A 22,820-nucleotide genomic window follows, 5' to 3' on the forward strand; every position below is an offset into this window, starting at 1 on the left:
TTTATCATTTTTGCAAGCACATTCACTATGATTAATAGAGGGATAATATGATAGATGAAAATAGATATGTAGATTACAGTTTATTAGTTGAGCAAAGTTCAAATGGGATAGTAGTCATTGACCAGAATACTAAAATTCATTATGCGAATCAGTCTTGTTTGTCCTTGTTTGATTGCACCATGCAAGATTTCATTCAGTCGGATTTTTCGCATTTTATCATACCTGAATTTAAAGAAATTTTTAAAGATGAGATACACCAACTGTTAAGTCATAAAGTTCCTTGCAAGTATACTTATCAAGTCCGTTCATCATTAGGACAACTCATGTATGCGGAAATTAAAATGGCACCCCATTATTCGAAAAAAGAATATATTAGTCTTTTTATAAGAGAACTGCCTATGCATCAAAGTACTCAGCCGATTGCCCATTTTGATAAAATTGCATCTATTAAACAGTTGACTGCTGGAATCGTTCATGAAGTTCGAAACCCCTTATCAGCCGTTAAGGGATTCCTCCATTTATTAAAAGAAGAAAATAACCCAAAATATTTACATACAATGGAAGTAGAACTAGATAAAGCCTTATCAACTTTAAATAACTTGCTGCATGTCACCAAACCTGATTTTCAAGATGAACCATCGTTTCCTATTAATCTTTGTCAAGAACTAGATTCCATCGCCTATTTGTTTCATGAAAGATTATTTAATATAAAAATAGAAAAAAATTATGCAGACGAAGCTGTGATGATTGTAGGAAAACGAAATTTACTAATCAAAGCCTTTTTTAACTTAATCAAAAATGCAATTGAAGCAATCAAAACTCATGGTAAAATTATCATTAAACAATATGTAGAGGATAGTATGGTCCATATCAAAATAACGGATAACGGAGTCGGTATTCCCGATGAAAGCTTGACGATGCTGGGAACTCCGTTTTTCTCTACTAAAATGGATGGAACGGGAATGGGCTTAACCCAAGTCTTTACGACGATTCATAACCATAACGGTCGTGTCTCCATTGAAAGTGAAGTAGGAAAAGGAACGACCTTCCATATTTGTTTACCAATTAGATAAAAAGGTGCTAGGTACCATCCAAGTATTTTGGATGATGCCTAGCACCTTTTTATTAGTTTAATCGTTCAATATACAAATTCTATTAAATTACTAGTACTTTCGACATATATTTTAACTTAATATTTACAATAATCAGAATAGTATGTATGATAATCATTGTGTACTATTCATATGACTTAAGGAGGAATAAAGATTGGCAAAAACAAAGCATGCCTTAAAGGTTTTTTCTAGTATTACAGCAAGTGCTATTGTAGCTAGCAGCCTATTTGCTGGAACTCTAGCAGTGAACACCCCTACACCATTGTCCGCTTCAGCTGCAACTACGAAATCCTCTCCTGTTGACTTAGCTATTGCAAATGATGAGAGATTGATAGAAATGCTTAAGAAAAATGGAACGATTCCACAAAACGCAACACCTGCAGATGCGGAAAAAGCATTGCAAAAATTCTTAAAAAACAAAGCTGCTGGTTCCTCAAAAGAGGTTGGTGAGCTTCATGAACATGAAAAGGAATTACAAAGTAATTTAAATGGTAACCTAACCAATACCGGTCTTGTTAGTGGGAAAGGGAATAAATTAGGACAAGCCACAACAGTTGGTTCAGTCAAAGAAGAAAGCTGGAACGGTACTCAACGTAAAGATAATGTTCTAGTTTTATTAATTGAATATCCAGATTTCCCTGCTTCTAAGATTACATCCAGTGATACGGACATGTATTATGCCGATTATACCAAACAGCATTATCAGGATATGATTTTCGGTGATAAAGGCTATAAAGGTCCTAATGGCGAAACATTGGTATCAGTGAAGCAATATTATGAACAACAATCGGGCGGCAGTTACACGATTGGCGGTCAAGTGGCTGGCTGGTATAAAGCATCTCAACCTGCAGCGTATTATGGCGGAAATGATTCCAGTGATAATGACCGAAATGCTCGGGGACTTGTAAAAGAAGCGCTTTATGCAGTGGCAAAGGATAAAAGTGTTGACTTAAAAATGTATGACCAAGAAGATCGTTATGATTTGGATGGAGACGGAAACTATCGTGAGCCAGATGGTTTAATTGACCACTTAATGGTCGTTCATTCCAGTGTTGGTGAAGAAGCTGGCGGAGGTTCTTTAGGTGCCGATGCTATTTGGTCACATCGTTGGAATCTTGGAGGCGTTACAACTCTTCCTCGTACAAAAGCCGATGTGCGCTATTGGGGCGGCAATATGGCTGCTTACGACTATACGATAGAGCCAGCAGACGGTGCAGCTGGGGTATTCGCCCATGAATACGGTCATGATTTAGGTCTACCTGATGAATATGATACAATTTATAGCGGTGCCGGGGAGGCCGTTGCTTATTGGTCTATCATGGCGAGCGGAAGCTGGGCTGGAGACATTCCTGGAACAGAGCCAACTGGCTTTAGCGCATGGTCAAAAGAATTTTTACAAGCAACGATGCCATATGGCAATTGGTTAACAGGTACAACGATTAAAGCGAATGAAGTGACTTCTGTAGGAACAGAAGTATTGCTGGACCAAGCAAATTCAAAAGGGACAAACAATGATGCTGTAAGAATCGATTTACCAGATAAAGTAACAGCATTAAACACTCCAAAATCGGGTGCATACGAATACTATGGTGGTAAAGGCGATGAAGTGGATCATCAAATGGTAGCAAATGTTGATCTAACAACCGCTGCAACTGCAACACTTGATTTTGATGCTTGGTATGATATTGAAGAAGAATGGGATTATGCGATGGTTCAAGTTTCAACCGATAATGGTGCGACATGGACATCTTTATCAAGTAATAGAACGACTAGTAAGCTTGATCCAAATGGATATCCTGCAATAGCTGCCAATCTGCCGGGTTATACTGGTTCTAGTAATGGCTGGGTTCACGAAAGTATTGATTTAAGTGCCTATGCAGGACAACAAATTCAACTTCAATTCCGTTATATGACAGATTGGGGCACCAACTTAAACGGATTCTTTGTTGATAATGTAAAAGTAACAGCAGGCTCAAATGAAGTATTATTTGATGGTGCTGAAGGTACGGCAAAATTCACTCTTAACGGTTTTGAAAAGCATGAAGGTAAATATACAACACCACACTACTACCTATTAGAATGGAGATCTCATAACGGAGTGGATGCTGGTTTAGCTCACCTTCGTCGTGGTGCAAGCCTAATGTCTTATGACTCAGGTTTACTCGTGTGGTATGTAGATGAATCTTATGATGATAACTGGACAGGCGTTCATCCTGGAGATGGTTTCTTAGGAGTAGTCGACGCAGATCAACATACGTTGTCTTGGAGTGACCAAACTGTTGCTTCCACACGTTATCAAGTGCATGATGCAACGTTTGGTTTAGATAAAACGGATAGCATGTACTTAAACTATCCAGGCTTATTTACTTTAACCGATAACTTTACACAACGAAACCCACTTTTCGATGACAGTGCAAGCTTTACAAACTCTGGTATGGCTGATGCTGGTCGTAATCTAACTACTTACGGATTAAAATTCCGTGTAGTAGGTCAAAGTGCAGATGGAACAGTTGGGAAAGTGTTAATTTTCAAGTAAAATAATTGAAAAAACCTGCCTTCACTCCTTTGAAGGTAGGTTTTTTCTGCAAATCGGGTATATTTTTTAAAAAATGGCCGACCTGATTTAATCTTATCGGACAATCTACTTAGGATATCGGACAAGTTATTTCATTTATCGGACAGCATATTAGATTTATCGGACACTTTTTAATATTTATCGGACACTCGAAACAATTCAGAATATTCAACCTAGGCACCTTACCCCCAAAAAACAGAGAGTCTGAAAACTCTCTGTCCATTCCTATTACTTCTTTTTGTCAGGTCTCTTCAACGATTTTTCCACCAAAATAAAGGTTCCACCGTTCACACGAGAATCCAATTTCACATTAATCTTCTTATTAGCTCCTACCCCATACTGCTTCCCAGTATATAAATCTACTAAAACCGTTCCTGGTTTATAATCTACTGAGATAGTGACTTTTTTATCCTTATCCGTAACGTTTAGCCCAACAAAAACAGACTCACCTTGATATTCACGTTTCGTCACTAGATATCCGTCCGTGTTGCTTCCAGCTACCTTTGTTCTAGTACCTTTTGAAAATACTTTCGAATACGCTCCACGAATATTTAATAGTTTTGCATAGTGATCATGTAAGTCAACGGTTGCAGGATCTTTACTTTCCCACTTATCCCATGGCATGCTGTCACGGTTTTGGCCGAATTGAGTAATCACACCGTCTTTTGACTCCCAGGATGATTTACCCGAATTGCCAAGCTCCTCACCGTAATAAATGACAGGCTGACCTTTGGAGGTAATTTGTAAAGCAGCCGCTACCTTTAGCTTGCCTACATCACCACCAACCGATTCCGTTAAGAAACCATCCATATCATGACTGCTTAAAAATTGGCCCAGCATCGAAGTGTTATCCATTCTACCATTACGATCTTGTAAATAAGCTTCAACCTCTTCCATATTTCCATTTACAAAGTCTCTAGCTTTATCTCTAAAATCAAAGTCTAATAGAGAATCCATTTGACCAGAACGTAAGTAACCTCCATCCTGATTCACTCCCGCTCCCCAATATTCACCAATCATCTTAAAGTTAGGATTAATCTCTGTTAACGCATTTTTGAATGCCATCCAAGTGGTATTCTCGACATGCTTGACAGTATCTACGCGGAAATAGTCAATCGTTTCACCACTGTCCGTTTTTGCTTTTTCCAACCAGGCGGTTTGCCATTCAATCAGCTTGGCACGAACGGCTGGATCTTCTGTTTTAAAATCAGGAAGTCCGGACAGCTCACCGCGAACCTCTGAACCATCATTTTCCGTGCGTAACATATCTTTAAACTCGCCTCTGTCAGCATCAGTTGGGTACCCCTCTTCATCTGCAAACGCTGGATCCATAACCTTCATACCATAACCAGCATGATTGAGCACCACATCGACCATAATCTTGATGCCACGCTGATGCGCTTTTTCAATCAGTTCCTTAAAGGTCTCGATATCACCAAGATGCTCATCTAAGCTTGTAAAGTCCTTCGCCCAGTAGCCATGGTAGGCATATTGTTTTGCCGCAAGATTTTCACTTGTTGAAAAATTGGCCCCTTGATTGAAATCAATATTGTCTACAATAGGTGAAATCCAAATCGTATTGATACCAAGCTCATCTAAATAATCGAGCTTATTAATAATGCCTCGGAAATCTCCACCATGGTAAGCTTCATCATGATTCGGATCATAGCCAAGACCATTATTACTCTTGTCTCCGTCGTTAAAACGGTCTGTCAGCATAAAGTAGATTCGAGCCTCATCCCAATCAAAATCTAACGGACCTTGGGAAATTCTTGGCTTTACCTCAACATTTACTTTTTGCTGATGCTTATTCCCAAACTCATCAATAACGGTCACAAGCAGTTCTTTCACTCCAGCCGTAACAGAATCCTTTACAGCAATTGTTACAGCATTCAATGCTGGGTCAATCATCAGCTTCGCTGTTCCGCCCAACGGAGTGACATCGACAAACATTTCCTTGATAGCTACATCTTCTTCAGAAGTAACATTTAGAGATAAAACAGCATTTTCATTGTAAGAAATTTTTCCAGGCTTCACTTGTGCCTCGATATCCAATTTCGGAATCGTATAGGTGATAACTGATTTTCCATTCTTCGTGTTCTTAGGATCGGTTACTTCCTTCGTTTCCCCATCCTTTTTCACGAGGAATGAATATTCATAATGGCCAGGCTCTATCCCTTCCAATGTATAAGAGAAATATTCATTCTTTTCATCATAGACCATTGGATATTCCTTACCCTCAACCTTCACGTTAACAGCATCAATTGTATTCATTTCATCCGCTTGATACAAGGCTTCATCTCGATAGAAGAAGGTAACATTTCCATCTTGTAAAATTGGACCCTTAACAGAAGGCACCATTTCTTGACCCGGAATTCCTGAAACAACCCTTACTTTCGTGATGACTTCATCAGCACCAATTTGAATAGTATGATCATCACTTTCTGGACCAATTTTCGCCGTGCTCCAATCAGTTCCTTTACGGATTAAAAATCCGATTGACTTCGTTGTTGGGGCGATTTCAATATTGGCAATCGCGGTGTCGCCATCAAATTCTGTAAAATCAATTTGATCATTTTTGACTCCCGTATTCCAAACCCAAACATTCCAATCGGTGAAATCTTTATCAGGACGAACATATTTCAGTTTGACAAACCGTTGAACATTTTGTTTTACAACCATGTCCATGGAAGCAGAGACGTTTCCAGCGGTGGCCGTTATGGTAACTTGCCCTGGAGTTAATCCAGATACTTTACCGCTTCCATCTACCATCGCAACAGAAGAGTTAGAAGATGTCCAAGTGACTTTTTGTCCTAACATTTCTTGGTCGAACTGATCTTTTACTTTTGCTGTGAGCTGTGTGGAGTACGTTTCAAATACAGACTTCTCACCAGAAATCGTCACTTTTGCTGGAACGAGATCAGCCACTGTTACTGTAACTGTTTCACTTACTCCGCCTGCAGCAGCAGTAATCTCAGCTGTTCCATTTCCAACAGCTGTCACTTTGCCATTTACCACTGTTGCAACCTGCTCATTAGAAGAAGTCCATTCAATGGTCTGATCTAACATATAACGGCCTTTTTGGTCTTTTGCGTAAGCCGTAATCGTTTTAGAAGTGCCAGGATCTAAAGCGAATGTGCTGACATTGGTTTCAATACTAGTCACTTCTGGAGTATAATTCGCTTCTTTTTGGTCGTATAACACCATCATCGAAAGCGGTGCAATGGTTACTTTATCTCCATTAAACGTGCTCAGTACCTCTGTTCCAGCTTTTTTGTCGTTAACCACTACATTCCAGTCTGCACTAGCTGGTAAGGCCACTTCTTTAGCTGCCTTGTTGGCATTATAGATGACCACGATATTTTTCCAAGAATCGTTGTTAGCAAAATTCTTTAACTCAAACGCAACGATATTATCGTCAGACTTGAATACTTGAAGATTTTGCTCTATCGCTGTTTTGGTGTTCATTTTAAAAGCAGGGTGAGTTTTTCTTAACTTGATTAAACCTTGGTAATAATCAAATACCGGTTTGAATCGATCTTTTAGTTCCCAACGAATTTTATTGATACTATCTGGGCTCTTATAGCTGTTGTGTTCACCGTATTTACTTCTTAGCATTTCTTCCCCAGCATGAAGGAAAGGAATCCCTTGTGAAGTTAAAACCACTCCATTGGCTAATAAATCACGTTTTATCCATTCATTATCTAGAACATCTGCTTCTGTAATGATAGCGTGCGGTTCAGTCGTAATATCCTGACCAGCCACCTTCATCAGCTTATCCCAAAGATTTAAATTATCATGGGCGGTTACATAGTTGATGCTCTCGGATGGACGATTCGTAAAATCAGTAATCGCACCCTTCACACCCGTAACAATGTCGTTTTCTTTACCGGTTGCCCCTGTGGCGAATCCAGTCGTTGCATCATCGCTGCCACCTTTGATGGCACCGCGGATGTTGTCGTTGAAAACGGCATAGCCTTGATCCTTTTGTGTACCTTTAACGTTTTGTAACGCAGGGTCTAAGCTAGTAGAACCACCTGTCCACGGCTCCCCGTATACTAATATGGAAGGATCGACTTCTTCCTTCAATTCCTTTGTTAATTCGGACATCGTTTGGCGGTCAATTAAGCCCATTAAGTCAAAACGGAAACCATCGACACCATACTCCGTGGCCCAATATTTAACGGAATCTTTAATGTACTTACGCACCATTGGTCTTTCGGATGCGACTTCATTCCCAGTTCCAGAACCGTTTGTTATTTTTCCAGCGTCGTCTGTTCTGTAAAAATAGCCTGGAATAATTTTATCAAATGGTGCCCCTCCTAAAAGCTGGGTGCTTTCTGGATTGTACGTATGGTTATACACCACATCCATGACAACACGTATTCCATTATCGTGTAGAGATTGAACCATTTCTTTAAATTCCATGACCCGTGATGTTGGGTTATGTGGATCTGAAGAATACGATCCTTCTGGTACATTAAAGTGTATCGGATCATATCCCCAATTGAATTTTGGATCAGTAGAGTTCGAGTCATCAACCGTTAATTCATTAACTGAACCAAAATCATAGACTGGTAAAAGGTGGACATGGGTAACCCCTAATTCCTTAAGAGAGTCTACTCCAGTTTTAACACCATTCGGTCCCGTTGTTCCTGTTTCCGTAAAAGCTTTGTACTTTCCTTTGTTGGTCATGCCAGAATTTTCATCAATGGAGAAATCTCTTACATGTAATTCATAAAGAACCGCATCTGTTGGTGACACAAGAGCTGGCTTATTTGCTGGATTAAAGTTAGCTGGATTAGTACTATTTAAGTCGACAATGGCTGTTCGTTGCCCATTGGCAGAGGTAGATCTCGCATAAGGGTCGACCGCGTAGTTTACCGAACCATCAGCAAATTCTACTTTATAAAGGTAAAACTTATTGACCAGGTTCTCTTGAACGGATAACGACCAAACACCATTATCGGCTCTCGTCATTTCTGTTTCTTGGCCGCCACTGTTATCTTTTACAAAAGCCCCATCGTATGTACCTTCATCGTTGTAAAGGGCTACGCTTACTTTCGTTGCCGTTGGTGCCCATAATTTAAACGTGGTTTCATCAGCTGTATAGGTATACCCTAAATCATTTCCATCATAATAGAAGGAATCATCATTTAAGACATTTCGTATGATCACGTTTCTACTGGCAAATCCTGTGGCTCGAACAAGATAAACCTTTCTTATATCGATTCGAGATGGATCTTGAACCGTTAACTTCACTTTATTGGAAGAAATCTTGGTGACAGTGACCGGAATCTCCTCATTAGCCTCTTCATCCTCTAACGTAAAGACCACATCGTCCGCTAACTCTTTATTCACCTTTACATTGATTTCATTTTTAGAATCCATTAAGGCTGCTTGAATCGATGGGGACACATCTGGTTTCGTATAGTAAACATCCGCTACATCTTGGACAATCCATACGTCTACAGAATGGCCATCTTTTATTTCTATTTTTCGCGTGACTTCCTGTGTAGACCAATCTCCTGGTCTTGTGATGATGTTTAATGTATTAGATGGAAATTGAACCGTTGCTTTTGCATATCCATCTTCGGTTACTTCGGTAAATGGATAAGCCGCTCCATCCTTCCCATCCTCCCATAACCACATATCCCAATTTGATTGATTCCCATCAAATCGATAGTAATGAATGGTATACGTAAATAAACTGTCTAGAATGTTGATGTTTTTTTCAGCCGTCTTGCCATCGTAGGCAGCCACAATGGTCACACTGTCATTTGGCTGTACAGCATAAGAAGAGGCAATCGTTAAAGTGTTATTCGTTAAGGAAATACCCTCTCTACTCTCTTTTAGACTCCACTCAGGAGTGATCGAGGATTCCTCACCGTTTTCATTTAAAAATTTCGCTGTTAATTCAACGGTATTCCCTTTTTGAATCTCATTAGGTGACTGAATCGTAATGCCTGGTACGTATAGAGCAGAGTTACTATCTAAGTATTTGTTATTCCCTGGATCTGTGATCCAATTATTTTCTCCAATAATGAATTTATACTGATAGGTACCAGGTGCTAATGCTTTCGTTAGCTGCCAAACTCCTTCTGCATTTTTCACCATATCAATAGCACCGTTTTGCCAATCCGTGAAGCTGCCCGCTACCCGAACTCGATCCCCGTCCCCAACATATTGAAAGGTGACCGTGTTGTCGGCATTGATGATCGGACTTTGCGCTACTGGGGCAGGAGCACCGATATGGAAATAGGAATTATTATTTCGGTTCTCAGGATTTAGTGGATCCGTCGTATTTTGATCCCAGCTCCGATTATTTAATACAAACTTATATTCATAGTCCCCTTCTGGTAAACTACCACTTGTCACTGTAAATATGCCGTTTTGCAGTGTCATCTCTAAAGCTTTACTCAAATCCCAATCGGTAAATGAACCCACTACATAGACGGCAGACTCACCCTGACTTACATAATTAAACGTGACCGTGCCATCATCATGAATGATAGGACTTTGGGTTTCAGCGCTAACGTTTGCATATGGGGCAATACCTGTCAATAATTGCATCATTAAGGCTATGACCATGGCAATCGAAAACGCTCTTATTCTCGATTTTTTCAACTAGTTCTCTCCTCCTATACCTTTATGACTTTTCTTCTTACAAAATAGTGCAAACGTTTGCCTTTTTCGACAAAAAAAGAGAAATATTCCCTATTAATCTACAAATTATGCAAACGCTTTCATAAACCTACTAAACCAAGAATAGCACCTCCTATTAAGTTAATCAATAAAGAATATAAGACAAAGTATGACGGATTTAGTTCTTATTTTTTATAGAGTTAAATACAATATTTTGAAGCTATTAATATTATTTTTTTCTGGAGGGCATAGAATGAAGATTCAACGTTTAGGTCATGCCATGTATGTATTAAAAAGTAATGCTGGGAAGAACTACTTAATTGATCCTTTCTTTGATTTAAACCCAGGATTTCCTGCTCATTTAAATCAGACTGATTTCTATCAATCTATTGATGGTGTTTTTCTAACACACGGGCATTTTGACCATACTAGTGGTCTTGCTAAGCTAGTGGAACACAACCCAGATATTATGATTGTCGCACAATACGAATTAGCTCTTATCCTCCTTCAAAAAAGGATGAAAAATGTCATGCCTATTAACATCGGCGGATCTGTCTCGATGGATGATGTCGATGTTACGATGGTTCAAGCAAGGCATACCTCCTCTTATGGAGAAACGGAAGGCACTCCTATTTATGCAGGAGAAGCTGCTGGTTATATTTTTGATTTTACTAACGACCATACCCTCTACCATTCTGGCGATACCGCGATCATGTCTGATATGAAATTAATACAGGAAGTCTATCAACCTGACATTGCGATTCTTTCTTCATCAGGTCATTTTACAATGGGTCCTAAAGAAGCAGCCTATGCGGTGAAACATTTATTAGACGTTCAATACGTCATTCCTAGCCACACCTTTCCATCTAACGAAACAGCGGCTTCCCCAGAATCGTTGGAGCAATTATTACAAGCTTTCCCTGTAGTTGGATTCATGATCGATAAGGATAAAGATTTAAAAGAATTATTAGGAGATTACAAGAAAACTGAAGTGATTACCTTAGGTTATGGGGAAGAAAAAGAGTTTAAAAAGTTTGATATTTAAAAATGGTTTGTTGGGCACCATATTAATTGGATCAGAAATATACAGACAAGTTTAAAAAATAAAAAATAGGGGTATAAGGAATTGTTCCGTTCCTTTTACCCCTATTTTTTTAGTACAAAGGATGGAAATACTCGAACTTTGTCGAATATTACGAATTTACCTTGTGACTATTTACCTATATGATTAATCTATAGTTGTGTTAAAAATACCCAATCAAATCAGGTGAGATTAATCTCTATGAAAATAAAAATCATTCATTCTATGACCCTAGTCTTCGTTTTGTTCTGTTTAGTAGGTTGGATGAAACCACCTAGTACGATAGCTGAAAATGGAATAGCTACTCTAAGCAATTGGAATTTTGATAAAAATGGAACAGTTATGCTTGATGGTGAATGGGAATTTTATTGGGAAACGATGGATCCTGGTCACCTTTCCTCCCATCAACCTTCTATACTTAGCATTCCTTCGGTATGGAATGATAATAATAGATTTCCCTCTACTGGTTACGGCTTATATCACTTACAAATCAAAGGACTTCAAGCGGGAAAAAGCTACGGATTAAAGATTCCTACCCTTTCGAATTCTTACCGGCTATGGATTGACGATCAATTGATGATGACCAACGGGAACCCAGGAAACACCAAAAAGACAACAACTCCTTTTTATAAACCGCAAGAAGTATTTTTCACCGCTAAAAATGATACGGTAAATCTTTACATAGCGATATCAAACTTCCATTATCGTAGCGGTGGTTTATGGGGAAGCTTAGTATTGGGAACACCCGAACAAATCATGGATGCGACGAAGAAAAACTTTGCATTTGAATCGATGTTAATAGGAAGCTTAATTCTTTCAGGTTTGTATCATATTGTTTTATATATGTACCGGAAAAGGGAAAAAGTCTTACTATTATTTGGAATTGTGAATCTTGTCATTAGTTTACGAACGCTCGTGATTGGGGAACAGGTTTTAATTGAATTCTTTGAGAGGTTCCCATGGGAGCTATTGGTAAAAATAGAGTACTTGACTTTTTACTCAGTGGTGCCTCTGTTTACATGGTTTTTACACTATTTATATAAAGAGGAAGTTTCAAGAAAGTATTGCAAATTCCTTTCCATCCTCAGCTCTTTATTTGCTTTACTAGTTATAGTTACACCTGCCATTATTTACACTAGAAGTTTATTCTTGTACCAAGCTATTACAATCATCACGCTCATTTACCTCATTTTTTCTTTGAGCTTAGCCCTTTACAGAAAACGAGAAGGTTCTTTGGTTGTAGCTATATGCGCCGCCTTTTATGCACTTACCGTAATTAATGATATCCTTTTTATCAATGGAACCATTGTGTCGATGAACCTTTCTAGCTTTGGACTTTTTATCTTTATATTTTCACAAAGTTATATATTAGCTAAGCGCGTGACCATTGCTTTTCAGAAGGTAGAGGAATATTCACAGGAATTAACTGAATTGAATCAAACATTAGAAGAAAAGATTTATGAACGAACCAAGTCTTTAGAGCTCTCTAAGCAGGAACTGCAGCGTGTAAATGCAGCTTTAACCGAAATATCCTATCAAGATCAGCTAACAAAGCTTCCGAATCGACGCTTGTTTGACAATGTCTATGAAACAGAATGGGAAAAAGCGATTCACAATCACACCATGTTATCGATTCTTTACATTGATATTGATCATTTTAAATCTTACAACGATGCTTACGGTCATGAACAAGGCGATAAAACATTGATTCAAGTGGCAGCCTGTTTAAAGGAAACATTAGAAAAATATAATGGAACAGTTGCCCGAATGGGTGGCGAAGAGTTCATTGCCCTCATTTCAAGCAGGACATCAGAACAAATGAACGAAATCGCCGAGGAATGCAGAAATGCAGTGAAGGAACTACAAATTTCCCACAAAGGTTCGTACACTTCACCTTATGTAACCATTAGTATCGGTGTCGCAACAACCGTCCCTGACCAAAACTTTTCACCACGCAATCTAATAAGACGGGCAGATGAGGCACTTTATTTTGCCAAGGAAGAAGGAAGAAATCTCGTTATCATGTCGGGGAGTTACTAACGCATGGGTCATTGCGAACCATGCGTTTTTTTTGTTGACACACTTAACGGAATGTTAGTCCGCTAAAGTTCCCCACCGAAAGGATAGAAATCAAATGGGCCAGGATTTTTTCTTTGTTATCTTCCAGACTAAATGCATCAGGATAATGGCTGAAAGTATTCCGATCGAATCAAATCCAATATCAAATAATCTTCCATCTCGCATGAAAAATAATTGGAGAATTTCGGTTAAAACAGCATAGGAAAAACAAAGAATGAATGCTTGAATCTTTGAAGGAAATCTAGCCATAACTAAAAGTGCTAGAATAAAAAAAGACAGGGCGTGACCGATTTTTTGTAGGGTAAAATACGGATTATCTTCCGTAGGCAATGGATATAGCAGTTCTTCAAAAGAAGGGGTAAAGGTCCAATGAAAGCTAATTTGCTGATGTTCCAATAAATCAGGAAAGCTAGAGTTACAAGTAGATAAAAAAATGAACCCTGCCCAAACCATGATTAAAACAATTCTCATAAACGGGCTCCTTACTAAAAGTTTAGACTTTAAACCATTATATACGAGAAAGAAAAGAGATATACAGGTCTTTCCAATTTTACAGGTTCACCTCCATTTTGCATTAATTGGAAATGAAAGTAAAATAAAAACAGCCTGGATTTTAACCAACGGGTTCCCTTTTGCGAGAGAAAAATATTTATTTACAGGGATTTCAAATTAAATGTCAAAATAAGGGTTAGATGAAACCTTTTAAATATAAAAACGTAGAACATACAAACAACTTCAAGGAGGTATACAGGTGAAAAGAATAGTATCAGTTTTAGCACTTCTTTTACTTTTACTTGCTGGTTGTCAAACCGCTAAAAACGGAGCTCTTGATACATCAAAATTAACAAAGGTAGAAATGAAGGATGTTACAGAGGAACAAGCAAAAAAAATACCTATTACTTATGAAGCACAATCTGTAAAGGTTGGTCTAGATGCACTACCGTTTGAAATGTACTTACCCGAAGAATTACCATTTGATGCTCAACCTTTTCATCCTCCTGTCATTAATGATATGACACATGATGGCAAGAAACTAATGGTGGAGTTTAGAACCTCAACAAAATACAAAGATAACAACATTATTTTAATGATAAAAGTTGACTATCCAGTTTCCGACATGCAAGTACCAAACGCTGAAGAAGTCGAATTAAAAAATGGTGTCGTTGGCAAATATCTAAAAAATACTGTGTCTTTCCAACTGGATAATGTAGCATATGATGTTGTTTATGTTAATAAAAACATTCCCGTAGAACAACATAAAGAGGAAATAATACAGATGGCTAATCAAATGATTAAATAAAAAACGCTTGGGGTTAAAATCCCAAACGTTTTTACTATTTAAAGTGTTATTTATGGTGCTAATTGATTGGCTAATAGGCTATTTTGAGTCTAAAAATTAACTTTCCCTCCCATAAGAGATCCAGTTAGCTTCTAACCCCGACTGCTAGATTTTTATATTATTTAATAGCTTCTAATCTCTCCGCCACTTCTTCCTCCGTTAACCCGTGTTGAGCAATGTAACGGTTTCTAGAATGTGTACGACACTCATGAGAACAGCTGCGCAGATATTGATGTTCATTTTCTTCTGAGCAAAGGATTTTTTTGTTACATTCTGGGTTTGCACAGTTAACATAGCGTTCGCATGGCTCACCAGTGAAATAATCCTTTCCGACAATCACATGTTCCTTCTGATTAACAGGAACTCCAATTCTTTCATCAAACACGTAAAGCTGACCATCCCATAACTCACCTTGCACTTCGGAATCCTTTCCGTAGGTGACAATTCCGCCATGGAGCTGAGCAACATCTTGAAAACCTTCTTTTAGTAACCAGCCGGAGAATTTTTCACAACGGATACCGCCAGTGCAGTACGTGATGATTTTCTTGTCGGCAAACATTTCTTTGTTATCTCTAACCCATTGCGGTAAGTCACGGAAATTGAGGATATCTGGTTTTATAGCTCCTCTAAAATGACCTAGATCATATTCGTAATCATTTCTCGCATCTAAGACGATCGTATCGGGGTCTTGTAATCTTTCATAAAATTCTTTTGGGTTTAAATAGGTTCCCGTTACTTCGTTTGGATTCACATCATCTTCTAACCGAAGAGTCACAAGCTCTGGACGATGACGCACCTTCATTTTAGCAAAAGCGTGTTCATCGGCTTCATCTATTTTAAAAATCATCTCCGCAAAACGTGGGTCCTGCTTCATTTTTTCCATATATTGATTCGTTTGTTCCATTGTTCCAGAAACGGTACCGTTCATTCCTTCATTGGCAATCAGGATGCGGCCTTTAAGTCCAAGCTCCACACAAAATTCCTTGTGCTCCTTAGCAAACTCCTCTGGATTCTCAATTGGAACATACATGTAATACAACAAAACTCTATAAGGTTTTTGAGTCATTTTTTCTGCCACCTATCGATTTATATTTACAAGATATAAATGTATATAGGGATATTTCGGGTATACAAATAAATCTTACCGAAATATTATACCAGAAGATTGATAAAAAAATCATGATACTGCCTGAGGATTCACTTCCAATTGATTCTATTATTGACTTTTTAGGATTCAGATATCCACTTTAACCAATAATAGATAATAACATGTAAAAAATTACCATATTTATTAATGAATAATATTTTTTATACCTATTAAAAATAAAAATGTGTTAACACATACTCAACATTACACCAAGGAGATGAAATAAAAAATGGCAAGAAACAACAACTCTAATCAATTATTAGTACCGCAAGTTCAACAAGCTCTTGATCAAATGAAAGCTGAAATTGCAAGTGAATTTGGAGTAAATCTTGGCCCAGAAACAACATCTCGTGCAAATGGTTCAGTTGGCGGAGAAATCACAAAGCGCCTAGTTCAAATGGCAGAACAACAATTAGGTGGCGGATTCCGCCGTTAAGTAATGAGTATGTATAATAATGAAATGCTCCTCAATGAACGTTGGGGAGCTTTTATTATACAACCATCTACATATAGTTTAATATTCTGAAATTTCCATCAACACTCTTGACCATTCTTAGTATTTTCCATAAAATAGATAATAGTTCTAATTACCCAGGAGTTTGTGTGGAGGATAACGATGAAGATTGAAGGAATCATTTCAATTATAAATACTCTGTGTAAAAGTAATAGTTTTTCCAAAGCACGTCCCATTATCATAAACGAATGGAAACGACTGACGGAATCGAGAAACTATCACTTATTAAATACTAGTGCTCAGGAGTTTATTAAAATTATCAATAGCGAAAAAGAAGATGGCAGGTTTGAAGTTCTATCCCACGCGGATAAGCGCACGCTAAATGTCATTAATGAATCCGTTAAACAGGCTCAATTTAGATATGCCCGGCAAATTATGTCTGAACATCATGCTTTGTTAGAAAAGCCATTGGCTCAAAAATGGTTAACTCAAGATGCTAAAATTATTTATGATGCCTGGAAAACCTCATTCAACTTAGAATTCACCTTATGTACGGACTCCGATTTTTCAAATTCCTTTAGCCTTTCAGATGAGAAAATTTCCAAATAAAAAGTGGCCTTTCCTTATCGGAAGACCACTTTTATTATTTATTGATATAACGCTCGGTATAAGAAAGCCACATATTGAGATCTTTTTACATTATCCCTTGGTTTAAAGGTTTGATCCGGATAGCCCTTCGCAATCCCAGAGGCTGCGAGCTTCTGGATGGCTTCATAAGCTGGATTCTCTTGTGATACATCTACAAAATTCTCTGCATTTTCAGCTTGCCCCAAATCGAAAGCATTTGAAAAGATGATCGCGACATGCTCCCGCTTAAGTTCCGCATCTGGATTAAAATTATTGTTTGGATCCCCTTTAATAATACCTTCTTTATATAATGCATTAATCGCTCCAACCGCCCAGTGATCAGAAGGTACATCATTAAAAATTTGCTTACGATCCGCAACATTTAACTGCAAAGCCTCTGCCATATAGGCAGCCACTTCTGCCCTAGTAATCTTCTCTTCCGGTAAGAAATAACTTTTTTCATACCCTACTAAAATTTCTTTTTTACTTAATGTATTCACTTCTTTATATGCCCAATAATTGGAGTTTACATCATTATATTGTCCAACATCTAACTGATAATTAAGAACTCTTCTAGCACTTAGATATCTTGGACCCCAATAGTAAGGATCATTTAAAGGAGAAATCATGACACCTTTTGAAGTGGAAGCATGAATAAATCGGTCATCTCCAATGTAAATACCTGCGTGAGAAACACCACTTCCATATGTATTAAAGAAAACAAGATCTCCAATTCGTAAATCTGATTTTTTGACTGGCTCTCCCATTACCGCCATATCACTTGTCGTTCTTGGTAAAGCGATGTCGAGTTGTTTAAAAACAAACTGTATGTATCCCGAACAGTCAAAGCCGCTTGGTGCCGTTCCACCCCATGCATATGGTATTCCTATGTATTTTTTTGCAATCGGTAATAATTGATCATAATTAATCGGCTCATCACCCGATTTAGCAAAAGCAGATTTATCTACAGAAAATAGGATGGATAGTAGAAAAATGGTCATAAAAAGTCGCTTTAACATAGTAGATTCTCCAACTCCAATCGTACACGGTTATCTCTATGTAAAAGAATATCACATTTTGTAGAATCATAATTTTACAGTTTTGTAACAAAATTACGGGAATAGTCTGAAAATGACGTTTGCTGGAGCTTTTACGTGGTAAATAATTTCCGCTGTTACCCTCGTACAAATGTCCATACCATATCGGGCACAAGGACATAATCTATAGTGTAGTGATTACACTCAAATTAATAAAAGAAAGGATGATTGATGATGGGTTGTTTCGGCTGGGGTTACGGCGGATACGGCGGTGGCTACGGATATGGCGGTGGCTACGGTAGTTCATTCGTGTTAATTGTTGTGTTATTTATCCTACTCATTATCGTTGGAGCTTCATTCTAATTAGAAAAGTGGAAGTGCTCCCATAAAAAAGGTGCCAGCATCATCCCTAAAAAGGATGGTGCCTGGCACCTTTTTTTACTTAAAATGCTCCCATTTCAAATCGATACTCAAGGTGCCAATGGTTTCTCTTCTTTGAATCGGTGTTTGATCGGTTGCGAGTTTTGGCTTACGAAAACACACCAATTCCTGATGATAGCCGAACATCCGACAAATATCAGGTCTTGCTGAATGGATCCCGCATTTATCATTTTTCAAGTCATAAAAGATGCAGGTTCCAAAATGGCGATGTTGATTTTCAAGCTCATTACGCAGCTTAGTTGGCATCGATTTTACTTTCTTTTTAATCTTTTTAAATTCCTGCTCTGTGATTGGAACAGGACCACAGCACAATCCCCTGCAGCCTTGACATGGTAGAGTTCCCATTTCCTCCCCTTCTTTTCGCTTCTCTATTTATTCTAGTTCTTGATCGATTGCATCAATTTCGACTAAGTCCCAGGCGGTAATAATCCCTAAAGGTTTCTCATCGGTTTTTCCGTTTTGCGTCACAATAACGGCTTTTAATTTTTTCTTAGCAAGATGATGTTCCTCAAAAATCGCTTCCACTTCATAAATATCAGCTTCACTGTTGACATAAACGACTTGATGTAATTTTTCGTACGGTAACAAATCCTTTACTACGACATTTTTCAATGAAAGCCCGGTTAAAGGCTGTTTGTTTAACCAACGAATAATTCCTTCTGTTGTCAGTAGCCACTTATAGATCCCTTTTGTATCAACAATTGGATATTGCGAATAGGATAAACGATCGACTACCTTCAAAATATCTTTTAATGGTGTTTCTTCCTTATAATAAAGGACTGGAGAACTGGCTATTTCTAATGCCTTTTTTGGTTTTTCTAGTTCTTCTGCAATCTTTTCAATTTGGAGAACAATTTCTTCATGAGGTTCAGCGATATAATAATCCTGTTTGACCTTATCATGGACAATGGCATTTCGCAGCTTTCCATATTGATAGAGATCATCTCGATACATCCGAATGATGGCATAAGAATCGCCTTCATCTAGCAAACCTTTAAAATGATCATGTTTTGCATCACGGACAATACGAATTAAGCTTTTATGGATACGGTTAAACGCTGATTCAAATCGTGCAGCTAATGGAGTCGTTTTTTCCAAATCAATCTCTCCTTTTAAAAATGCCTCAGATTATTCGTTATACCCATTTGGATGAGATTGATGCCAATTCCAGGCGTCTTGAATCATTTGATGGACCGATGTTCGCTTTGGATTCCAGCCCAGAACTTGTTTTGCTTTTTCAGATGAAGCGATGAGCTCACTCGGGTCACCCGCTCTTCGTTCCACTACTTTTGCTGGAATCGAATGTCCCGTTACAATTCGAGCGGCTTCAACCATTTCTTTTACGGAAAAACCTTTGCTACTTCCGAGGTTAAAAATATTACTCTCTCCGCCATTTTGTAAATAGCGAAGGGCGAGAATATGAGCATCGATCAAATCCTCCACATGAATATAATCACGAATACAAGTGCCATCTAGGGTTGGATAGTCCTCTCCAAAAATCGAAATAAACTCGCGTTGTCCTAACGCAACCTGAAGGACAAGCGGAATGAGATGGGATTCAGGATGATGATCTTCACCAATTTCACCTGTGGAACGTGCACCGGCTACATTAAAATAGCGCAGGGCAACATACTTCATTCCGTAGGCGCTGTCACACCATTTCATCAGCTTTTCCATGGTCAGCTTCGTTTCACCGTAAGCATTTGTTGGAAGAGTAGGCATTTCCTCTGTTATCGGCATTACCTCTTGTTCCCCGTAAGTTGCCGCCGTGGAGGAGAAAACGATATGCTTGACACCAAATTCCTCCATCACTTCTAATAAAACCTGTGTTCCATAAACATTATTGTGAAAGTATTCTAACGGTTTTACCATCGACTCCCCAACCAGAGAGTTAGCTGCAAAATGGAGTACACCCGTAATCTCTTCTTTTGAAAAAACCTCTTTTAAAAATTCGCGTTCGCGAATATCTCCTTTATAAAAAGTCGCCTTCGGATGGATCGCCTGTTCATGGCCTGTTTGGAGATTATCAACGACTACAACCTGATAGTTTTGCTCTATTAATTGGTACACAGCATGGGACCCAATATAACCGGCCCCGCCTAGCACTAAAATGCTCATTTTTTAACCTCCGTAGGGTTCGAATATAATTAACTCTAACTTTCGATATAGATTAAGAGATTCCTGCCTATTTTCCCATATTTTTGGGTAATCTTTCTATAGTATTTTTAAAGGCATTGTGATATGGTCTAATGCTTTTAATAGTTGTTGTCATTTTATAGGACCCTGAATCCGTTATTTGTGTAAAATAGCCATACTTTCCTAGTTTAGCGGACACAGGTTCCGTTATTCACCTTATTTCCATAGAGAAAGGCATACTTTCTATTTAGCCCCCTAACTCATTTGGACACCTACTATATAAAATATTAAAATATAAATAGTTATAGAGGAGGAGCTAAAATGAAAAGAAAAATGGGGCCTATAGAAGATGTAAAGAACAATATGTTCGTATGGCAATTGAATCAGGGAATGCTGCACATATTGCTCGTAAAGTAGGTGTGAGTACTTCTACTTTAGGAGGATGGATGAAGATCTATCGTGAAGAAGTTGACAGTGAGATGAGAGAAGAAGGTGTAAGCCCTTTAACTGAGTCTTCCACATCGGATGATCTACAAAAGAAATATGACAAGGCCATGAAACTCTTAGGAGAAAAAGAACTTGAAGTTGCCATGCTTCGTGACATGTTAAAAAAAAAGTTGTCGGATTAGATGAGCGAATCGAATATGCTAGTTTGTGGATTGATTCTGGTTTTCCAGCTAAACGCGTTTTAAGAATTGCTCAAGTACACCGTTCAACCTATTACTATAGATTGTCCCACCCTCCGATTCAAAAGACAAATACTGGGGGACGACCTATCCCTGGTTTTTCTAGAAATAGACAAGGAAAAAAGATCAAAGATGAAACAATTAAAGAGTATTTACTTGAGTTGATTAGTAGTAAGGCTGAGGTATATGGCTACCGAAAATTAACTCGGTGTTTACAACGCCAGTATAAGTTAATCATAAATAAGAAAAAAGTATATCGCCTATGCAAAGAATTAGATATTTTAATGCCACAACGTGAAAAAAAGCAGAAATATCCTCGTCGATTGGCTAAGAATCATGTAATCACCGGTTCAAACCAATTATGGCAACTAGACATTAAATATGGCTATGTCTCATCATCTCGTCGTTTTTTTTATGTAGCTAGTGCAATAGACGTTCATGATCGAACTATTGTTGGTCATTACCGTGGTACTACATGTGAAGCTAAAGATGTTACAAATATGCTTCAAAAAGCCTTATTGAAAAGAGGAATTTACGAATTAGAAGAGGATCAGTCCCTTATTATAAGGACTGATAACGGCCCTCAATTCATAAGTAATAAGTTTGAAGAGTTTTGTTTGGCACCGCAAGTACAACACGAACGGATTCCGCCTAAATCACCTAATATGAATGCATATATTGAGTCTTTTCATAGTGTGTTGGAACGGGAGTGTTTTCAACGTAATGAATTCATAACGTTTGATCAAGCTTTTAAGTGTGTTGATGAATATATTCAATTTTACAATGAAGAGCGCTATCATGGCAGTCTAGATGACTATTCTCCAACAGAGTATTACAATAAATGGCTAGCTGGTGAAATAAAGTCAGTGAAGCAATCAATGTGATGATTCCTCGTGATAGAGAATAACAGGTTCCCTGTTATTCTCTATCACGAGGCCAGTAAGCGAAGCGCGCTAGAAAAAATGAAATACTTCGTTTAAAAGAGATAATAAGAGTATGTGTCCAAACTTAGGGGGTTGGACCGCTTTTGAGGCAATAACGGATCTGTAGTCCGATAATCCGCTAAAAATCATACATTTGGCAAAAATAGCGGAACCTGTGTCCGATGTTTAACGTATGAGGGACAATTACTCATCCAGTTTGCAAATTCACCAGATCAATAAATTATTTCATTCTTATGCATGTCCTTTTCCTCCCCTCCCCCTATATATAAAGGGTGAAAGGAGGTGATACAAAATGGCACAAGCGATGTTAGTAGAATCTAATTTGCGTTTATTTTTCGAAACAGGCATGAATGAAAAAGGGGAACCCATTTATAAGGCGAAGACCTTTAACAATGTGAAAAAAGAGGCGACGGTTGACCAGCTTTTTCAGGTAGCTCAAGCAATTGGAACCCTCAGCAATGATCCAATCAACACCGTCGAACGTTCGGATCGACATGATATTATGGCCTAATAATTA

General features: G+C 38.2%; 17 protein-coding genes and 1 pseudogene. 11 read left to right on the forward strand and 7 right to left on the reverse strand.

Annotated features, from left to right (window positions below; translation table 11 throughout):
- Nucleotides 1-47: 47 nt before the first annotated feature.
- Complete coding sequence (locus ACSBPO_RS20025; protein WP_442596428.1) at nt 48-1,073, forward strand: ATP-binding protein; 1,026 nt, start codon at nt 48-50, stop codon at nt 1,071-1,073.
- Between the two features lie 193 nt (nt 1,074-1,266).
- Nucleotides 1,267-3,648, forward strand: a complete 2,382-nt coding sequence (locus ACSBPO_RS20030) for an immune inhibitor A domain-containing protein (protein ID WP_442596430.1) — start codon at nt 1,267-1,269, stop codon at nt 3,646-3,648.
- 267 nt (nt 3,649-3,915) lie between these two features.
- On the opposite strand, the gene pulA is transcribed toward ACSBPO_RS20030, so the two are convergent.
- Nucleotides 3,916-10,314 carry a type I pullulanase gene (gene pulA, locus ACSBPO_RS20035; RefSeq protein WP_442596432.1) on the reverse strand — a complete coding sequence of 2,133 codons (6,399 nt, stop codon included), beginning with the start codon at nt 10,312-10,314 and terminating at the stop codon, nt 3,916-3,918.
- A 271-nt stretch (nt 10,315-10,585) separates the two neighbouring features.
- On the opposite strand from pulA, the gene ACSBPO_RS20040 reads away from it, so the two are divergent.
- Together ACSBPO_RS20040 and ACSBPO_RS20045 are read left to right on the forward strand one after the other, a co-directional pair.
- Complete coding sequence (locus ACSBPO_RS20040; protein ID WP_442596434.1) at nt 10,586-11,377, forward strand: metal-dependent hydrolase; 792 nt, start codon at nt 10,586-10,588, stop codon at nt 11,375-11,377.
- Between the two features lie 237 nt (nt 11,378-11,614).
- On the forward strand, nt 11,615-13,453 hold the full coding sequence (locus ACSBPO_RS20045; RefSeq protein ID WP_442596436.1) for a sensor domain-containing diguanylate cyclase: 1,839 nt from the start codon (nt 11,615-11,617) through the stop codon (nt 13,451-13,453).
- Nucleotides 13,454-13,543: 90 nt separating this feature from the next.
- Here the strand turns inward: ACSBPO_RS20045 and ACSBPO_RS20050 are convergent, their stop codons facing one another.
- Nucleotides 13,544-13,963 (reverse strand): VanZ family protein, encoded by a 420-nt coding sequence (locus tag ACSBPO_RS20050; RefSeq protein ID WP_442596438.1) that lies wholly within the window; start codon nt 13,961-13,963, stop codon nt 13,544-13,546.
- 280 nt (nt 13,964-14,243) lie between these two features.
- On the opposite strand from ACSBPO_RS20050, the gene ACSBPO_RS20055 reads away from it, so the two are divergent.
- On the forward strand, nt 14,244-14,792 hold the full coding sequence (locus tag ACSBPO_RS20055) for a hypothetical protein (protein ID WP_442596440.1): 549 nt from the start codon (nt 14,244-14,246) through the stop codon (nt 14,790-14,792).
- Between the two features lie 157 nt (nt 14,793-14,949).
- Here ACSBPO_RS20055 and trhO read toward each other — a convergent pair whose 3' ends face one another.
- On the reverse strand, nt 14,950-15,897 hold the full coding sequence (gene trhO, locus ACSBPO_RS20060) for an oxygen-dependent tRNA uridine(34) hydroxylase TrhO (protein WP_442596442.1): 948 nt from the start codon (nt 15,895-15,897) through the stop codon (nt 14,950-14,952).
- 310 nt (nt 15,898-16,207) lie between these two features.
- Here trhO and ACSBPO_RS20065 point away from each other — a divergent pair, with 310 nt between their 5' ends.
- Nucleotides 16,208-16,414, forward strand: a complete 207-nt coding sequence (locus ACSBPO_RS20065) for a small, acid-soluble spore protein, alpha/beta type (protein WP_442596444.1) — start codon at nt 16,208-16,210, stop codon at nt 16,412-16,414.
- 180 nt (nt 16,415-16,594) lie between these two features.
- Nucleotides 16,595-17,041 carry a hypothetical protein gene (locus ACSBPO_RS20070; protein ID WP_442596446.1) on the forward strand — a complete coding sequence of 149 codons (447 nt, stop codon included), beginning with the start codon at nt 16,595-16,597 and terminating at the stop codon, nt 17,039-17,041.
- 38 nt (nt 17,042-17,079) lie between these two features.
- On the opposite strand, the gene ACSBPO_RS20075 is transcribed toward ACSBPO_RS20070, so the two are convergent.
- Nucleotides 17,080-18,078: a C40 family peptidase gene (locus ACSBPO_RS20075; protein ID WP_442596448.1), complete on the reverse strand. Its 999-nt coding sequence runs from the start codon at nt 18,076-18,078 to the stop codon at nt 17,080-17,082.
- 315 nt (nt 18,079-18,393) lie between these two features.
- Between ACSBPO_RS20075 and ACSBPO_RS20080 the strand changes: the two are divergent.
- A pseudogene (locus ACSBPO_RS20080) lies at nt 18,394-18,459 on the forward strand (YjcZ family sporulation protein); the annotation flags it as partial.
- Nucleotides 18,460-18,534: 75 nt separating this feature from the next.
- Here ACSBPO_RS20080 and ACSBPO_RS20085 read toward each other — a convergent pair.
- The 3 genes from ACSBPO_RS20085 to galE are packed head-to-tail and all read right to left on the reverse strand — an operon-like array spanning nt 18,535 to nt 20,655.
- Complete coding sequence (locus ACSBPO_RS20085; RefSeq protein ID WP_442596450.1) at nt 18,535-18,882, reverse strand: YkgJ family cysteine cluster protein; 348 nt, start codon at nt 18,880-18,882, stop codon at nt 18,535-18,537.
- 27 nt (nt 18,883-18,909) lie between these two features.
- The gene (locus tag ACSBPO_RS20090) at nt 18,910-19,635 is read right to left on the reverse strand and encodes a CBS domain-containing protein (protein ID WP_442596452.1); all 726 of its coding nucleotides are present in this window, start codon (nt 19,633-19,635) and stop codon (nt 18,910-18,912) included.
- A 30-nt stretch (nt 19,636-19,665) separates the two neighbouring features.
- On the reverse strand, nt 19,666-20,655 hold the full coding sequence (galE, locus tag ACSBPO_RS20095; RefSeq protein WP_442596454.1) for a UDP-glucose 4-epimerase GalE: 990 nt from the start codon (nt 20,653-20,655) through the stop codon (nt 19,666-19,668).
- A gap of 389 nt (nt 20,656-21,044) precedes the next feature.
- Here galE and ACSBPO_RS20100 point away from each other — a divergent pair, with 389 nt between their 5' ends.
- From ACSBPO_RS20100 to ACSBPO_RS20110, 3 genes are all read left to right on the forward strand, one after another.
- Nucleotides 21,045-21,302 carry a helix-turn-helix domain-containing protein gene (locus ACSBPO_RS20100; RefSeq protein WP_442596456.1) on the forward strand — a complete coding sequence of 86 codons (258 nt, stop codon included), beginning with the start codon at nt 21,045-21,047 and terminating at the stop codon, nt 21,300-21,302.
- Between the two features lie 23 nt (nt 21,303-21,325).
- A complete protein-coding gene (locus ACSBPO_RS20105) occupies nt 21,326-22,243 on the forward strand; it encodes an IS3 family transposase (RefSeq protein WP_442595184.1) in 918 nt (305 codons plus the stop codon).
- 352 nt (nt 22,244-22,595) lie between these two features.
- Nucleotides 22,596-22,814, forward strand: coding sequence for a DUF1659 domain-containing protein (locus ACSBPO_RS20110; protein ID WP_442596458.1), 219 nt, complete (start codon nt 22,596-22,598; stop codon nt 22,812-22,814).
- Nucleotides 22,815-22,820 lie beyond the last annotated feature (6 nt).

The organism is Neobacillus sp. D3-1R (assembly GCF_052180215.1).
Taxonomy (GTDB): Bacteria; Bacillota; Bacilli; order Bacillales; family Cytobacillaceae; genus Pseudoneobacillus.